This is a genomic window from Breznakia sp. PFB1-19 (assembly GCF_029893935.1).
Taxonomy (GTDB): Bacteria; Bacillota_I; Bacilli_A; order Erysipelotrichales; family Erysipelotrichaceae; genus Breznakia; species Breznakia blatticola.
Map to the genome: position 1 here is coordinate 1 of NZ_JARXXJ010000012.1, position 17,536 is coordinate 17,536.

Genomic DNA, 17,536 nt, shown 5'->3' on the forward strand with positions numbered 1-17,536 from the left:
ATTAATTCTACTAGGAACGGCACCCTTTTTCTATATTAACCATTTCTCATGGTTTGGTGGTTCAAGGAGTTTACACAAGATATTTTACACTACCAAGAGTACGAAAAAAAATATATAGAAAATGACACATATTATATGTTAAAATGTGTATGTTATGTGTGCGAAGTTAAGAAACAAAACGTTTGTTTTTTTACTTTGCACTTTTTTTATAAAGGGGGAACATTTTGAGAGAGATTTGGAACAAGGTACTATTTACCATAAAGACGAAAGAAGTGAAGGTAAAGCATGTAGTTGTTGTTGTGTTGTTGCTACTGTTATTACTTCTGCTTTTGCAACAATGTACAAGTGTTAAGGATGATGATCAAAAGAAAGCAGATACCATTGAAGATGTTTGTGAATTAGCATCAATTAATACAGATGAGTTACAAATATTGTTGGAACGTAGCGATCTATGTAGTGAAAAATGGTACGAAGATTATCAGGACTATGAAGATGCATTAGTTGAACAGCATAAACTGCTTAAGAAACATGAGGGGAAAAAACAAAAACAATTGTATAAAAAACAAGAAGTGTTGATTAAAGCAGTTAAAGAATTCAAAGAAAAAGAAACTGAAGCAAGTGTGAATGCTTTAGAAAAAGCATATGAAGAATATCGAACATATGCAAAAAGTGCGTGTAAATAATTAAACATAGAATGAAAAGGGAAAGAATAGACATGAGAAAGAAACTATTACCAGTATTTTTAGTGTGTCTGATGCTGTTACAAGTATCTGATACCGGGCTGCGTGTATTAGCTGCGCAGTCAAATCGAATTACTCCAGGTGCAAGTTATGGAAGTATGTATCAAAAAGATATACAAAGAGAGATTGTTAATGTATATGATGCAAATGATGATGAACAGGAAGAAACTGTAGTTACAAAAGAAGCAAGTAACTATGATTTAAGTGATCCATACGAATCGTATGAAGAGGTTGAAGACAAGCGTGAAATTAATTCAAAAACGTATGAAATTCAAAAAGGCGTTTTCGTTAAGGAAACGTACTTTGAGCCAATTCATAAAGAAGAAGATGGGAAACTAGTTGATATTGATGATCGATTAGAAAATGTAAATCGAACACGTTCAAATAAAGCGATTTATAAAAGTAAAGATGGATTGCTTGATGTACAAATTGATGGAAACAGTGTTCGTGTAACAAATGAAGAAACAAGTGATTTGCAATGGAGTTTGCCAGATGCAGATGTTTCACATTATAGTGTAAAAGATAATGTAATTTTATTTACGAATGTATATAAAAATATCGATATGGAATATGTAATACGTTCAAATAAAGTATTTACTACGTTCTATATCAATGGACCTGTTGAAAAATCTACATTGGATTTTATTTTTACTAGTCAACATTTGACAAGTAAAGAGACAGACGATGGAGTTGTGTTTTATCGTAGTGATAATCCAGATCAAGATGTATATGTGTTTACTAAACCAACAATTCGAAGTGCAACAGAAGCGATTGGAAACAGTCAAATCGCATACGAAAATGCACAGGATGGCGTACATGTATCATTGAGCTTAGATCAAACTTGGATTAATGATAGTGCTCAAGTATATCCAATTGCTTTAAGCACAAGAGCGGCAAATCTTGAAGTACTGAATATTACATCATGTTACGTGCGTAGTGAAACACCAAACCTTAGTTCAAGTCAATATAGTGATTTGTTTGTTGGATATGATAACGAGTTTTGGGCAGGTATTGGTGTACGAACAGGTGTAAACCGTTCATATTTTTACATCGATAAACCAAATCTTGGAAATAATATGCGTGTCGAAAAGGCAAACTTAGAATTATATAAAGAACAAGACGGTATTGAGCAAGGTGTGAGTCACTTGATGGGGAAAAATATTGAAGCGTATGAATGTGCCAATGCAAATTTAAATACACTAACTTGGAATACCCAACCTGCTGCAGAGAAAAAACTATCAACAAATAATGTTGAAGGAGTTAAAAACAAATATTATAAATTTGATATTACAGGTTATGTTAGTAGTCGATACAAAGGTAGCGAAAAAACACTATTATTAAAGGCGGAAAATGAATCAATTAACGTATTTGCGAATGTTTTTAATAGTGAAAGTACGGGAAGTCGTCCAAGAATTACGATTGAATATCGTGAAGATTATGATGTGGATCCAAACCTTTCCATTGAAAATTTTGATCAAGAGCTACGTGTTGTTAGTAAATTAAATGATGGATTTAAAGCATTAAGTTTAGATGGTCTAATAAAACCATATGCAACAGCTGTATTTAAATTACATGAAAAACAAGACGGTAACTCTACAGTAATTAATGAACTTCTTTCAATGAGTGTAGGAGGAGCATATTTTTCTCATCCTATCGTATTTACAAACCCATATGGAAGTGGACATACAGTACAACCATCATATAATGGAAATAAAGAAGGTCAAAACTATACAACAAATTATGTAAAAGCAGAAAGCATTCCAAAATTTGATACTTTATACGAGTATGTTATGAAGGTTAAAAAAGATGGTATAGAGAGTTCAAAAAGTATCATAACGGATGGATTTATCAAGTATAAAGTTAAAAATGGAGATACATTACGTTCTATTGCTTCGTATTATGGAGTAAGTATTGATCAAATCAAATTGGATAATAATCAAAGTAGCAATAGTGTCTATGCTGGACAAGTTTTATTTATCCGTTTTAAGAAAGATAATACCAAAGTACCAAAAGATGTTTATACACCACCACTACGTACGATTACGTATGAAGCTAAATATGTATATCGAGGACCACAATGTTATGGAACTTGTCCAATTGGGGATCCAATTACGACAACCAATGGAAACTTTTATTATGAAACACAAGATTTCACTTTAAAAGATTATGATGCATTTACTTTCCACCGTTATTACAACTCAACGGGAGAACAAGTTTCAAATATGTTTGGAAATGGGTTTACAAGTAATTTGGAGCAATATGTAACCTATGATGAAAATAAGAACATCTTATTTTTCAGAGGGGATGGGAAGATTCTTCAAATTGATAAAACCGCAAATGGATATACACCAAAAACAACAGATCGTATTGAAATCGAAGTGAAACAAGATGAAGTTCAAATCTTTGATATTGAAACTGGAAAAACGTATGTATTTGATAGTTATGGAACACTTGTGACTATCATTGAAAAAACTGGACACAAAACGACTATTTCTTATGATGCATATGGTGCAATTCAAAGTATTCGTGTTGGTGAAAAGGAAATTAGCTTTACCTACAATGAAAACAATTTAGTGCAAAGTATCCAATTACCAAATGGAAAAAGTGTAAGTTATACCTATGATGCAAAACGTAATTTAACATCATATACAAATGTATTAGGACATAAAGAAATATATAACTATGATGATAAGAACTTCATGCGTAGTATCATTGATAAAAATGGAAATACCATTGCCACAAATACTTATGATAATGAAGGTAAAGTAAAAAGCCAAAAGGATGGAAAAGGTCAAGAAATGAAGTTTTCTTATACAAATAAGAAGACGGATATTACTCTAGCTGATAATACAAAAGTGGCGTATGAACATGAAGACTTTAAAACAACGAAAGTTGCTTATGGAGATGGTTCAAGTAGTTCATATCGCTATGATACGTATGGCAATATTATTGAGAAAATCGATGAAGATCAAAATAAAACAACGTATACGTATGATAAACATGATTTACTTGAAATCGTATATCCAGATGGAACGACAGAAAGTTATACGTATAATAGCGCACACCAAGTAACAAGTAAAACGGGTCGTGATGGTGGTGTAGAGTATTTTGCATATCAAGGAAATGATCTAGTAAAACATACGCTAGCAGATGGAACATTTACAACATATACGTATGATGCAAACCATCGTGTAGTAACAGAAACAAGTGCTACAGGTGCATCAAAGACATATACATATAGTGGAAATCAAATTTCCAGCATTACACATTCAAATGGTCTAGTTGAAAACTTTACGTATGATGCAAGTGGAAACGTACTAAAAGAAAGTGATAACCAGGGTAAAAATCAAACGTATTTGTATAACGATAATAATCAAATGATTAAGAAAACGTATACGGATGGGACTTATGAAGAGTGGGGTTATGATGGTAATGGAAACATTACAAGTTATCGTGATCGCATTGGTGGAATTACTACAAATACGTATGATAAAAACAATAATGTAATTGCTAGTAAAAAAGGAAGTCTAACAAATACAAAAGTTTATGATAGTAATAACCAGTGTATCAAAGAAACAGATGCACAAGGAATTACAAAAACATATACCTATGATGCTAAACTTAGATTAATTAAGGAAAGTGATGGATTAGGTAATGAAATAAGTTATACGTATGATGCCTTAGACCATGTAATTAAAACAATTGATGTACGTGGACAAAAAAGTACAGATACATATGATCAGGATTTATTAATCAAACATGTTGATGCTACTGGATTAGAAACGACATATAGCTACGATGATAAAAACCGTGAAATCGAAAAAGCATATACCAATGGAACCAAAGAAAGTAAAGTATATACTGGTTTGCTTTTAACTGAAGAAAGTGATATTCGCGGACAAAAAACAACGTATACGTATGATGCATATAGTCGCATCAAAACAAAGACAGTGAGTATTGGTGAGATTGAACATGTAACAACATATAGCTACGACAGTAATAACAATATTACAAAAGAAGATGTAGATGGTGTGATCACAACGTATACATATGATGTGTACAACCGTAAGATCAAAGAAACAGATCCATTAGGTTTCACGACTTCGTATACATATAACTTTGATGATGAAATCATTTCAACAACTGATGTATTAGGAAATATATCAACACAAACGTATGATGGTGAAGGAAATCTAATTAAAGAAACAGATAAAAATGGAAATACAGTAGAACATGTTTATAATGCACAAGGATTTCTTGTTGCTGATAAGGATGCTCTAGGAAATACAACAACGTATGCATACAACGAAAAAGGACAATGCATTACAGTTGTTGATCCATATGGATTTACAACATCATTTACATATAGTAAATACAATCAATTGCTTAATACATATCAAGAAGGTACATTAATTGAAAGTATTACCTACAGCAAATATGGGGATGTAAGAACAAAGAAAAATACAGAACTGAATGAAAGTTATACATATGATCATTTTGGTCGACAAGTAACAAAAACAGATCAATATACGCAACTACAAACAACAACAAGCTATGATGTATATGGAAATGTAACTAAAGAAGAAGATAGCAATGGAAGAAGTAGTTCTTTCACTTATGATGTATATAACCAAAAATTGACTGAAATCGATGCATATGGTCGTACAATAAGCTATACATATGACCAACTTGGACAAGTTACATCCACAACAAATGTGCAAGGAACAACAAGCCAAGTGTACGACAAAAATGGAAATGTGATTGAAAGTATTTCACCGCTTGGTGTAAGTACAACATACGCATACAACAAACGTAATGAGAAAATCAAAGAAGTCATTGGCGATAAAGAATTAGCATATAGTTATGATGGACTGGGTCAATTAACAAAGACGACAGATGTAAAACGTAAGAGTGAAACGACGACAAGTTATGATGCAAATGGAAATGTGACTAAAGAAGTGGATGCATTAGGAAATGCAATCACTTACACATACGATGCAAAAAACCAAAAAGTATCAACAACTGATGCATTAGGAAATACCAGCAAAACGGAATATGATGCGAACGGAAATGTAACTAAGGAAATCGATGCACTAGGAAATACAAAACAAAGTTTATATAATGCATACCAACAACTTGAAAAAGAAGTAGATGCGCGTGGGTTTGAAACACTGTATAGCTATGATGACGCACTGCGTCTAATTAAGGTAGAAGATGCTATTGGTGGCTCTATTACATATACATATAATGATGCAAATAAAGTCAGCAAAGAAACCAATAGTGAAGGTTTTAGTAAGACATTTGTATACGATGACTATGGTCAAATCATTGAAGAAAGTGACTATAATAGTGTCATTACAAAACGAAGTTATGATGTACTAGGAAATGTCACAAAAGAAACGACAGCAAATAAAACAACAACTTCTATTTATGATGAAAAAGGAAATCATGTAAAAACAAGTGTGAATGATGTCGTTCAAGAACAATTTACCTACAATGATTACAATCAAGTTGCTACAAAAAAAGATGGAAATTCAAATGTTACAACTTACACATATGATACATACGGAAATGTTAGTACTGAAGATGCTGCAGGTTATAAAACAGCATATACATACAATGTGTATGGAGAACTTCTTGAAAAAGTTGAAAATGATACATACAAAGAAAGTTATGTATATGATGCAAAAAGCCAGCTTATTGAAACAAAGGTAAATGGTAAAACTGCACAAACAAAAGCATACGATGCAAATGGAAATGTAATCCAAGAAGCAGAGTATGGAAAAGTAATCGAAACACAATATGATGCATGCAATCGTCCATCTGCATATCTTGTAGAATATGAAGGAAGTATGCAAGTAATTCAAAGTGTTACATATGATGAAAGTGGTAATGCAATTACAATTACAGATGCTAATGGTAATACAGAACAAAGAACATTTGATGCAAATGGAAATGAAACTAGCTTTATAAATAAGCGAGGTGTCAAACAACTATTTGCCTATGATACACTTGGTCAACTAGAAAAAGCTGAGAATGCACAAGGACGTGTTGTTAGATATACGTATGATGGAAATGGAAATGCACTTACAAAAACTGTAGGAACAAAAATGGCAGTATATACATATGATGATTTCAATCAATGTACATATGAGAAAAATGAATATGGATATGTTGAGAAAACAAAATATGATGTATTTGGTAATAAAGTTGAAGAAACAAAACCAGATGGCACAATTATCACATATGCTTATGACAACAATAACAACCAGATTCAAAAGAATAGTCAAACCTTCAGTTATGATAAACGAAACAATCTAATTAAAGCAGAAGGTGCAAATGGCACAATCACATATACATATGATGCATTTGACCAAATGTTAACTTCAACAAATGCAAACAAAGAAACTGTAAGTTATGCTTACAATAAAGATAAGCAATTATCTAAAATGACTTACGCAAATAAAGACGTCGTTACTTATAGTTATAAAGATGGTATGTTGTCTACTGTGAAGAAGAACGATGCAACAATTGCAACGTATTCATATAACAATAGAGGTGAACTTGTTGATCTTGTGCAAGGAAATATGCAATCAACATTTGCGTATGACAAATTAGGAAATGTTGTAAAACAAGATATCTACAAGGATAAGAAACTCGAACAAAGCCGTACGTATGCATATGATGCAAATGATAATGTCGTTAAAGAAGTTATTGACGGCAAAGAAAATAACTATGTGTATAATGATGCAGATGAACTAAGTGAAAGTAGTAAATATGTAGATGGAAAATTAGTTAAGACATCTTACACATACGATATGTATGGAAACAAACGTGTTTCAAGTAATGATGAAGGTGTTAAAACGTATACATATAATGATAAAAACCAATTAGAAAGTGTTGAAAGTGCAAAAGGTGTAAGTCGTTACTATTATAACGATAATGGAAACCTTACAAGTAAAGTGAATTCTGATGGTAGTAAAGAAGTGTATACATATGATGCATTTGACCAATTAGTTGAACATCAAAAAGGTGATTATATCTATACCTTTGCATACGATGCACAAGGAGATAAAATCAGTGAAAGTAAACAAGATGTACGAACATACCAAAAACAAGTATGGTATGATTATGAAGGAGTCATCGATGTAACAACTTCAAGTGATACAAAAGTTAAAAATACATTTGATGGACTACGCCAACAAGTAAAAACAAAAGAAGCAAATGGTGGTGTCTGTACATATCAAGGAACAAGTTCATATACTGCAAGCTACAAAAAGGATGTAGAAGTGACAGATTTCGTTCTTGATAAGAACGTAGAGTATACACAAATTCTAGAAACAAATGGAAATAGTAATGTGTATGGATTATCCATCTTGGAAGAAGATGGAACTACATTAGTAGCGAGTTTAAATGACAGTATTGCATTACAAGTAAAAAACAACAAAGTTACGAAACTAACGTACAGTGATTATGGAAAAACGAGCAATATAGCACAAAGTCATGCATACAATGGAGAGTACCAACAAGAAACAGGACTCATCTACTTACGTGCTAGATACTATGATCCAACCATTGGAAACTTTATCCAAATCGATCGCAACTACAAAGGTGAAAACACAGATGTAGCAACTCAAAACCGTTACAACTATGCATTAAGTAATCCTTACAAGTATGTGGATAAGGATGGAAATAAAGCAAAGAAAAAGAAGAAACAAAGTATAGTAAGTGCTGTTGTTGGTAGCGTGAAAAAGGTAGTGTCGAGTGTTAAAAAGCATATTGTCAAGACAACATCAAAGAATAAAAAGACGCATAAACAAGTATTGCGGGAAACAATTCAAGGAATGCTCGAAAAGACAACAACTAAACTTCTAGAAAAAATTGACCCACAATCAGTTGAGTACAAGGTAGTAGAGGGAGTCGCTAAAGCAACTCAAACGGAAGTTGATTGTATTTTCGCGTATATGCAGTTTGTGGAAGATTATACTAATCCAAATAGTAGATATTATCAAGAAAGAATAAGAGAGTTAAAGAAATACACAATTTATAAAATGGTATTTAGAGAAGATGTTGTATGGGCTATTGACGATGGAAAAGGGAATAGACTATTTAATGAGAACCTAGAAGATTTCTTAAGAATAAACGACTCTAAAATTCCAACCAACATGTATAGAGTAATAAGTGTATGGGATCTAAATGTACTAGATTTGAAAGTGCGAATGAAAGGTGAAGGAAAAAATTATTTGACTCAAGTCGAACTGAAAGAAGACTGGCAGAAAACTTTTTCAGCAGCTAGTGCATATATTGAGACTGGTTATTACTTTTTGCATCAGTCAGGACTTGATGGTTATGCTAGAGGATATGCACTTTATAGAGTTGGAAATACTTGGAAGGCACAAAGTGTGAGTACTGTACAGGGTTCGAATAATAATACTAGTTGGAATATGCAAGAGGGTGGTTCAACTATAAATGGACGAGAATATTCTCAACATGCGCTAGAAAGAATGGCACCAGATACAGCCGAAGTTAGAGCTGAATTAACAACTAGAGCAAATACGATAGCTCAAAACCAAGGATTAGTTCCAGGAACAAATGAATACTATGAGTTTGTCACTAATTATGTTCAACCTAGAAATATACCTCCAATGGTGGTAGAAGATGCTATAATAAATGGAATGAAAAGTATGGGAGATTATCCTGGAACATTAAAGTATACAACAGTTGATATAACAGTAATTACTAATTCATCTGGAAAGGTTATTACTGTTATACCTAAATAGGAGGTAATTATGAAGTTTGATACATTAGATTTATTAGAGTTATTTGAATCTTATCCTAGATTTCCTTATGGAGAGGAGCAGCAAATTTATTGGTATAAAACAAGTGATGAAAAAAATATAATATTAACATTAGATGTCTTTTCTTATGAGAATAAATGCTACATATCAATATTAAGTAAAGGGCAAGAAACCCCTATATTCAAAATAGAAGCAAAAAAAGTTACACACTTAATAAGGAAGGAAAATAGTCTATACATAAATATGGAAAATAATGAATTTTACAAGCTATTTTTTAAACCTTACATTGCAATAAGAATAAATGAAGAAGATTAAGTAACTAGACTTAGTTATTTGAATTTATTAAAATAAGGTTTTTCAAAAAAGACTCTATAATTTAAAACTAAAAGAGTCTTTTTTTTATTAGCTAAGAAAGTTTAGAAAAAAGAAAATACGTATATATAGGATAAGTACAAACTAGGATTATCAATCTTTAGGGTATAAAGTCTCTTTGTCGCATCTAGAATACTGAATGTGGTAGTGGCAAACACTTATATTACAAGTCCACGAAAGGTAACATGCTCATCAACGGTATTCAATCATAAGAAGTTTCAAAATTCATGATTATTATTATCTACACTAAAGAAGTGTGAAGAAAAAAGTATTAAAGATATACCAATTTTAAAGTAGGAGAAATAAATGAAAAGATATAAATATAAAATATCAGGTTTGTATAATGATTGGTGTCAAATAACTAAGAATGATGAAGTGTATCATGATGGACCACTCATAGGATTAATTATTCCTATTAATGGAGATATAGTAATTACTTTGAATTTTGGTTCAAGCATCTTCTATACATATAAATTGAGATTTTACGAAGATTTAGTTATTGGAGTACCATTAGAAACGGAATATATTAAAAATTCAAGACCGTATATTCCTGTGATTTTTACAAAGGAGGAATTTGCGGAATTAAGGAATATTACATATGTTGATGAAAAGTTATTATCTAAAATCACTGAATGTAGTCACCATAATTTATTGGAAATTTGGATTTGTACGTTAGATGGAAGACCATTATGCGAAAATTTTCATGAACTAAATAATGAGATATTTGGTAATATAGTTGCATTCTCAGATGAATCTATAGATATTAGTAAATTGAATAATATTTTAAATACACCATTACAAATTGTGAGCAATAATTTTCTATCCTCTAAAGTTATTACCATTTATATAGATTCTAATAAAATCATTGAATGGAATTCGCTGTTGTTAGAAAATAGAGATTACTATTTAAGCTTAGATGAAGATTTTGCGTTAAAGCAGAGAAAATAGAATATTTTACTTTTCTAGGATTTCAGTGAATATATTCAAAATAACCTATAATTGGAGTTAATTGACCAGATATAGGTTGTTTATTTTTATAAATTAAAGGCAAACTGAATCACCACTAGCCCCGATTTAAACTTATTAGGCTGTGAAGTTAGTTGGAACTACTACAATAGGAGATTAATGCTCGAAGAGATGTTTAAAAAGTAGTATATATAATGATTCAAAAATGACATAAGTTAACAACTTTGATGTTGTATCCAATAATTATTTTCTACTAAATACACATTTATAGCATGTGATCATATCAAATTTATGAACTATAATTAGAGAAATGCAAGCAATACGTAATAAACGATACTAACAAGTAAATTAGCACTATTTCAGGTTATGATCTCATATGGTGCACAAGGAGATAAAATCAGTGAAAGTAAACAAGATGTACGAACATACCAAAAACAAGTATGGTATGATTATGAAGGAGAAGGAATATGTTTTATGAATTAACATTTGATATGGAAAGAATTGATGCTGCAATAAAAATGGTACTAATACAATTTTTGCAGAAGAATCAAATCTAGATGAAATAGAATATGGTAATTATAAGAAAGGTTTTTTTCGATATATTATACAAGAAGGAAAATTGATTAGTGACTGGCCGACTGTTAAATTCTATTATAGTTCCAAAGCGTCTGATTTGGAGAGTGAATATTTATTAAATTCTTGGAGATGGCCAATAATTCATAAAAAAGTTCGAAAGGTATTTGAAGGATGTGGATTTAAAGGAATCCAGTATTTACCAATTCGTTTAATTGATGTTGTGACAAATAAATTAAACGAAGATTATGTAGTTATGAATGTTTTGAATTACATTGACGCATATGATATGAGTATGAGCAACTTTAGCTATAATGAAAAATACAATATGTATATATTTGTTCCGAATGCGATATTTTTAGATACTAAAACATGTAGTAGTTATGATATTTTTCGGGCAGATAAGAATTCTGTGCCTATTTACATTTCAGAAAAAGTTAAGGATATTATTATTGAACATGATTGGATTGGCTTTGAATTCTATCCGCAAAAGTCAAACTAGTCTTATGTCTTTTTCTTTCGTTTTTGCTGCGGATATATGTTGATTTAATTAAGACGTACTACGAGAAAAAACGTATGGATCACGTTCTTACTGAGATACATTACAAAGTATATTTTGATTTTACTGGAAATATACACGATAGTATTGAAGTGTTTATATTGAGGGAGAAGGTTAAATGAAAAGACTAGTTTTAGTTCTATTAGTGTTTACATGTTTTTTAGCTTCATGTAATAAAAACAAAGACATAACAAAAGCTGAAGATGAATCAACAAAATTTATCCGTTATTATGAAGAGACATATGGGGATAGGGTGTTTGATGTTGACACGTTCGACAGTAATACAGATACAAGTTTTCTAAATGATCATTTTGATTATTTATACAGAACTGAGAATGAAAAGAAATATATCGAGGATTTAGACAAATTAATAACAATTTATGAAAAAAATTATGCAAGTATAGATGAAGGAACTTTAAATAAAATCGGATTTATCTTTATATTGCCGAATAACGATTTTGTTAGAATTAGAAAAAATGAGATGGACAAAGTTGAATCATCAATTGCAGTAAACAAGCAAAAAGAAATATATGAAATCCTGTTAAAGTTAGAAAATCTCTCAGACTCAGTCGGCATAGGAGAGGATTCTTTATGGGGTTTCTATTGTGGAATTATGTTCAACATCTCTTCTCTACAAGATGATGACAATCGAGTGAAAAAATATGAGGGAATTCTTAAGGCATATCAAAAGAAAGATTAATTAGAGTCTCAAACAAGACATACAATTCAAAAGTAAGAAACTGAAGTATGATAAATAGTAAAAGTAAGTGCATTAATAGGGGATCAAAAGAATGAAGAAATATGTATTATTTATATTGATTGTTTGTGTGGTGAGTTCGTGTACAAATTCCACGAGCGATAAATATGTATGTGAGAATTTAGCAGTGAATATGGATGTAAAAGAAAGTATTGAATATGAAGGTGATGATATATTGTCGCTTTCAACGGAATATAAGTATAAAATATTTGATGACCAAACAAAAGAAGAATTCGTAGAAGAGTTGAATGCAAAACTTGATGAATTAAGAAATATTGATGGAGTAATCGTGGATGTCGATATAGTTAATAATGAGGTCATTGCTACAGTTGATATTGATTTCACAGTTGCTGCATTTAATGTTCTAAATGATGTCGGATGGGAATATTCACATTATCGAGATGTGTATCGACCAAGTGTAGAAAAATTCTTAGAATATCATCAAAACAACCATATTGAATGTGAAAAACAATAGAGAATATAGTTATTAACACAATAAGGATAATATGAAATGCAAAAGCAGTATGACACTTTGATGATGTCATACTGCTTTTTGATGTGTAAGATTTGTACTATTTCTTTAGTTTAGCTAAGTTGTTTGTACGTTTTGTTTGTTTTAGTTTTTTCCAATTTTCGGCAAGTGCACGTTCGTATTGTGAGTTAAGACTTGGTGTATAAAAAGATACGTTTTTTAGTGCGTCCGGTAGATATTGGATTTTATCCACAAGATCAAGTCTGCCATAATCATACTTATCTTCATCTTTCATACCAACTGGGGTTAAGCGTAAGTAACCAGGTACTGGATATGCTTGATCTTTTAGATATGGTTTTACTGCATCAATGGCAACTTCTGAACTTTTACTTTTTGGTGAAAGACATAAGTCAATGATTGTGTGTGCTAAAGGAATGCGACCTTCAGGAAATCCCACACGCTTTGCTGCATTAATTGCATTGATACAACGAGCGACTGCTTGTGGATTACCAAAGCCTACATCTTCATACGCAGTTACCAGTAAACGGCGTTCAATGGATTCTAAGTCCCCAATCTCAATCAGTATCGACAAATAATATAATGCAGCATCAACATCGCTTCCACGAATGGATTTTTGAAATGCACTTAACAAGTCGTAATGATAATCTCCATCACTGTCACTTGCGACATTTGGTGTAAAACTATAAACTTCAACCGTTTCCTTATCAATTGCATTTGTGGCTGTTGCACACAACTCCAATAGGTTTAATGCATAACGGATATCTCCATTAGCTAGACGTGCAATGCTAGTGAGTGCTTCATTATCTGCTTTAACTTGATCATCAAAGCCTTTAGGGGAGCGTAGTGCGCGTGATAAAGCGATCTTGATATCTTGTTCATCTAAAGATTTTACTTCAAATAGATGGGTTCTTGAACGTATGGCAGGGTTAATAGAAAATAGTGGATTGGCAGTAGTTGCTCCAATCATGATGATACTTCCATTCTCAATATGTGGAAGTAGTAAATCTTGCTTATCTTTATTTAAGCGATGTACCTCATCAACAATGACAACTAAACCTGGGAAAAACTTAGCTTCTTCAAAAATGATGGTTAAGTCTTTTTTATTTCCGGTTACAGCATTGAAGTTGCGGTATTTTACACCCATTTCGTTAGCTAATACACTTGCTAGTGTCGTCTTTCCAGTTCCAGGAGGACCATAAAAAATCATCGAAAAGAGTTGTTTCTGTTCGACCATTTTACGTAATATTTGATTCTTTCCAATTAAGTGTTGTTGCCCAACAACTTCATCTAGTGTTGTTGGACGCATACGGAAAGCTAGAGGTTGTTTATTCATACTCTTATTTTACCACACTAGAAAAATAAGTGCTCGATGAGTATTTTACTTCCAATAAGAATAAGAATTACTCCACCAGCAACTTCGGCATACGTATGAAGTAAAGAACCCACAAATCGACCAATGTATCCACTAAGAAAAGATAATACAAATGTCACAAGTCCAATAATTAGACATGCAAACAGTATATCTACTTCAAAGAAGGCGAAACTGACACCAACAGCAAGTGCATCAATACTTGTAGCTATACCTAGTAATAAAATATCTTTTACTTTAATTTCCAGTTCACAAGATAAGTCTTGTTCACCAAAGGCTTCATAGATCATTTTGATACCGATAAATACAAGAAGGATAAATGCAATCCAGTGATCAAGAAAGGTAATAGAGCCTGTGAAGTTTACACCAACAGTGTATCCAATTAGTGGCATTATACCTTGGAAAAAACCAAAGCTAATCGCATAAATTAGTGAAAATTTAATTGCGTTTTTCTTTGTGTAACACATTCCTTTTGCTAGTGAAACTGCACATGCATCCATTGCAAGTCCAATACTGGTTAATAAAATTGTTAGTATGCTCATATGTTGTACTCCTTTATGTGAGAGTAAAGAAAAGACTCATACGAAAAAAATCGTATAAGTCTCATTTTTTACAATTAGCCAGGCTTTCGCCATTATGTTGACTAAAACACTTACAAAAGTAAGATAACTACTCCCTTATGACTTGCTCATTATAGCACAAGGGTGTTGCTTTTGAAAGGGGGGATTGCATGATATACTGTGAGTATTAGGAGGTGTAAATAATGGACACAAAATTACACTTTGGAATTGTGAGTACAGCAAGTATTGTTCCTCGCTTTGTTAAAGGGGTAAAAGCAAGTGCAAATAGTGAAGTCGTTGCAATTGCTTCTAGAGATCTGCAAAAAGCGCAGGAATATGCAAAAAACTTAGATATCGCAAAAGCATACGGAAGTTATGAAGCGTTGTTTCGAGATCAAGATATCAATATCATTTACATCGCAACACCACATTTTGCACATGTTACATATGTGAAAGCAGCACTAGAAGCAGGAAAACATGTTCTATGTGAAAAGCCAATTACTTTAACGTCTAGTGATGCAAAAGAACTTTTTGCACTCGCAAAGAAAAAAGGCTTGTTTCTAATGGAAGCGCAAAAAAGTGTGTTTCTACCAACGACGAATTATGTCAAAACCTTGATCCAACAAAAATGTTTTGGAAATTTACGACATGTAAAGTTATCGTGTTTCTATCCATATATGAAAAATGAAAAAGCATGGATGCTCGATCCAAGTAAAGGTGGTGGCTCACTTTATGGGAGTGGGTCGTATGCAATTGAATATATGATGTACGTATTGGATGCTACAGTAAAATCATATAAAGGAGTGCTTACTTATACAACCTATGAGGTAGATGATATTAGTGATCTATCATTTCAAATAGGTGAGGTGGATTGTCGCTCGATTATTTCACGTACGACAAAGTATCCGGATGAAGCAAGATTCACATTTGATCATGGAGAAGTGGTTGTTCCATACTTTTGGAAAGCGCAAGAAGTGATTATATCTTCAAACGGTAAGATAGAAAACTATGATTTTGCTAGTGACAGTGAATTTGTCTATGAAGTGATGCATGTTGAATCTTGTATTAATCAAGGATTAACTTACAGTCCAATTATGACTCCTGAAATGAGTATAACGACAGTAGAAATGGTAGAAAAGGTATATAAAGAAAATCGAAAATAAGTATGGATAAGCTGTAATTTTGGGTAAATATGGGCAATCGCAAACTGGATTAGCACTTCGCTTGATTAAGTGCTAAGTGGTGTTATAATACAAGTATCCTAGGAAAGGATAGTATAAATAGCATTAAGAAATGGAGGCGATGACTATGAAATTACTACCAGGATTTAGTTTATTTGATGATGTGTTTGATGACAATTTCTTTAGACCTGTCAATAAGACATCAAGTTTTATGAAAACAGATATTCGTGAAGTTGATGGAAACTATGTATTGGATATGGAATTGCCAGGCTATAATAAGGAAGACATCAAAATCGCACTTAAGGATGGTTACTTGACAGTAACAGCTACACGTAATGATGACAAGGAAGACAAAGACGATAAAGGAAATGTAGTTCGTCGTGAACGTTTTGCAGGAACATGCACAAGAAGTTTCTATGTCTCAGATGCAGTTACTGAAGAAGACATTAAGGCCAAATATGATAATGGTGAGTTACATGTAACTTTCCCAAAAGATAAACCAAAAGAAATTGCAGAAAGTAAACCAATTGCAATTGAATAATGAGAGGGTGGACAAGTTCCACCTTTTCATTTGAATGCATGAAATGCATAAATACAGATAATCTATGGTATAACGTAAATAAGGATGGTGCTTTATGGAAAGGTTAATAGAAACATTAAAAGTAAGATTTGAAAGTCATATGTATCGTCACCCAAACACTTCGTGGAAAATGATTGAACCTTTACTTACAGATGAAGTTTTAGTAAGTTTACAAGCGATTGAAGCAAGTGGTGGTGAAATTGATGTAGTAGAAGATTTACCCAATGTAGGTTTGGCATTTGTGGATATGGCAAAAGAAAGTCCAAAAGCAAGAGTGGGTGCTTGTTATGATGAAAAAGCACGACTTGAACGAAAGAAAAATGCACCAAATACAAGCGTAGAAAAATTAGTAGAGGACATGCAAGTAAACGTACTTGATGAAGATCAATACCGTTATCTACAAAGTGTTGAAGATCTTGATTGCAAAACAAGTAGTTGGCTAAAAACACCAGATGCGATACGTGAACTTGGTGGAGCTTTATTTGGTGATAAACGTTACAATCATGTGTTTGTATATCATAATAGTGCGGATTCCTATTATTCTTCACGAGGATTTCGTACCTATAAACCACTTACATAGAAAAAGGA

The 17,536-nt window shown here is 32.2% G+C and carries 12 protein-coding genes; 10 read left to right on the top strand and 2 right to left on the bottom strand.

The features are described 5' to 3' along the window. Nucleotides 1-224 precede the first annotated feature (224 nt). The 7 genes from M2098_RS07005 to M2098_RS07035 all read left to right on the top strand — a co-directional run bounded on the left by M2098_RS07005 (nt 225) and on the right by M2098_RS07035 (nt 13,240). Nucleotides 225-683, top strand: coding sequence for a hypothetical protein (locus M2098_RS07005; RefSeq protein WP_280683086.1), 459 nt, complete (start codon nt 225-227; stop codon nt 681-683). Nucleotides 684-715: 32 nt separating this feature from the next. After that, nucleotides 716-9,520, top strand: a complete 8,805-nt coding sequence (locus M2098_RS07010; protein WP_280683088.1) for a DUF6531 domain-containing protein — start codon at nt 716-718, stop codon at nt 9,518-9,520. Between the two features lie 9 nt (nt 9,521-9,529). After that, nucleotides 9,530-9,853, top strand: a complete 324-nt coding sequence (locus M2098_RS07015; protein WP_280683089.1) for a hypothetical protein — start codon at nt 9,530-9,532, stop codon at nt 9,851-9,853. 363 nt (nt 9,854-10,216) lie between these two features. Further along, nucleotides 10,217-10,858 (top strand): hypothetical protein, encoded by a 642-nt coding sequence (locus tag M2098_RS07020; protein WP_280683091.1) that lies wholly within the window; start codon nt 10,217-10,219, stop codon nt 10,856-10,858. A 622-nt stretch (nt 10,859-11,480) separates the two neighbouring features. Next, nucleotides 11,481-11,951, top strand: a complete 471-nt coding sequence (locus tag M2098_RS07025) for a DUF1629 domain-containing protein (RefSeq protein ID WP_348521742.1) — start codon at nt 11,481-11,483, stop codon at nt 11,949-11,951. A gap of 175 nt (nt 11,952-12,126) precedes the next feature. After that, on the top strand, nt 12,127-12,708 hold the full coding sequence (locus M2098_RS07030; RefSeq protein ID WP_280683095.1) for a hypothetical protein: 582 nt from the start codon (nt 12,127-12,129) through the stop codon (nt 12,706-12,708). 91 nt (nt 12,709-12,799) lie between these two features. Then, complete coding sequence (locus tag M2098_RS07035; RefSeq protein WP_280683097.1) at nt 12,800-13,240, top strand: DUF1307 domain-containing protein; 441 nt, start codon at nt 12,800-12,802, stop codon at nt 13,238-13,240. 97 nt (nt 13,241-13,337) lie between these two features. Here M2098_RS07035 and M2098_RS07040 read toward each other — a convergent pair whose 3' ends face one another. Beyond that, the gene (locus tag M2098_RS07040; RefSeq protein ID WP_280683099.1) at nt 13,338-14,591 is read right to left on the bottom strand and encodes a replication-associated recombination protein A; all 1,254 of its coding nucleotides are present in this window, start codon (nt 14,589-14,591) and stop codon (nt 13,338-13,340) included. A gap of 17 nt (nt 14,592-14,608) precedes the next feature. Further along, nucleotides 14,609-15,169, bottom strand: a complete 561-nt coding sequence (locus tag M2098_RS07045; RefSeq protein WP_280683101.1) for a manganese efflux pump MntP family protein — start codon at nt 15,167-15,169, stop codon at nt 14,609-14,611. Nucleotides 15,170-15,390: 221 nt separating this feature from the next. Here M2098_RS07045 and M2098_RS07050 point away from each other — a divergent pair, with 221 nt between their 5' ends. The 3 genes from M2098_RS07050 to M2098_RS07060 all read left to right on the top strand — a co-directional run bounded on the left by M2098_RS07050 (nt 15,391) and on the right by M2098_RS07060 (nt 17,528). Beyond that, the gene (locus tag M2098_RS07050; protein ID WP_280683102.1) at nt 15,391-16,350 is read left to right on the top strand and encodes a Gfo/Idh/MocA family oxidoreductase; all 960 of its coding nucleotides are present in this window, start codon (nt 15,391-15,393) and stop codon (nt 16,348-16,350) included. A gap of 145 nt (nt 16,351-16,495) precedes the next feature. Then, on the top strand, nt 16,496-16,909 hold the full coding sequence (locus tag M2098_RS07055; protein ID WP_280683104.1) for an Hsp20/alpha crystallin family protein: 414 nt from the start codon (nt 16,496-16,498) through the stop codon (nt 16,907-16,909). A gap of 94 nt (nt 16,910-17,003) precedes the next feature. Further along, a complete protein-coding gene (locus tag M2098_RS07060) occupies nt 17,004-17,528 on the top strand; it encodes a DUF4256 domain-containing protein (RefSeq protein WP_280683106.1) in 525 nt (174 codons plus the stop codon). Nucleotides 17,529-17,536 lie beyond the last annotated feature (8 nt).

Coding starts and splice junctions, on each gene's coding strand:
- M2098_RS07045 (WP_280683101.1), bottom strand. CDS start 15,169: ATGAGCATACTAACAATTTTATTAACCAGTATTGGACTTGCAATGGAT.
- M2098_RS07020 (WP_280683091.1), top strand. CDS start 10,217: ATGAAAAGATATAAATATAAAATATCAGGTTTGTATAATGATTGGTGT.
- M2098_RS07030 (WP_280683095.1), top strand. CDS start 12,127: ATGAAAAGACTAGTTTTAGTTCTATTAGTGTTTACATGTTTTTTAGCT.
- M2098_RS07055 (WP_280683104.1), top strand. CDS start 16,496: ATGAAATTACTACCAGGATTTAGTTTATTTGATGATGTGTTTGATGAC.
- M2098_RS07010 (WP_280683088.1), top strand. CDS start 716: ATGAGAAAGAAACTATTACCAGTATTTTTAGTGTGTCTGATGCTGTTA.
- M2098_RS07015 (WP_280683089.1), top strand. CDS start 9,530: ATGAAGTTTGATACATTAGATTTATTAGAGTTATTTGAATCTTATCCT.
- M2098_RS07060 (WP_280683106.1), top strand. CDS start 17,004: ATGGAAAGGTTAATAGAAACATTAAAAGTAAGATTTGAAAGTCATATG.
- M2098_RS07050 (WP_280683102.1), top strand. CDS start 15,391: ATGGACACAAAATTACACTTTGGAATTGTGAGTACAGCAAGTATTGTT.
- M2098_RS07035 (WP_280683097.1), top strand. CDS start 12,800: ATGAAGAAATATGTATTATTTATATTGATTGTTTGTGTGGTGAGTTCG.
- M2098_RS07040 (WP_280683099.1), bottom strand. CDS start 14,591: ATGAATAAACAACCTCTAGCTTTCCGTATGCGTCCAACAACACTAGAT.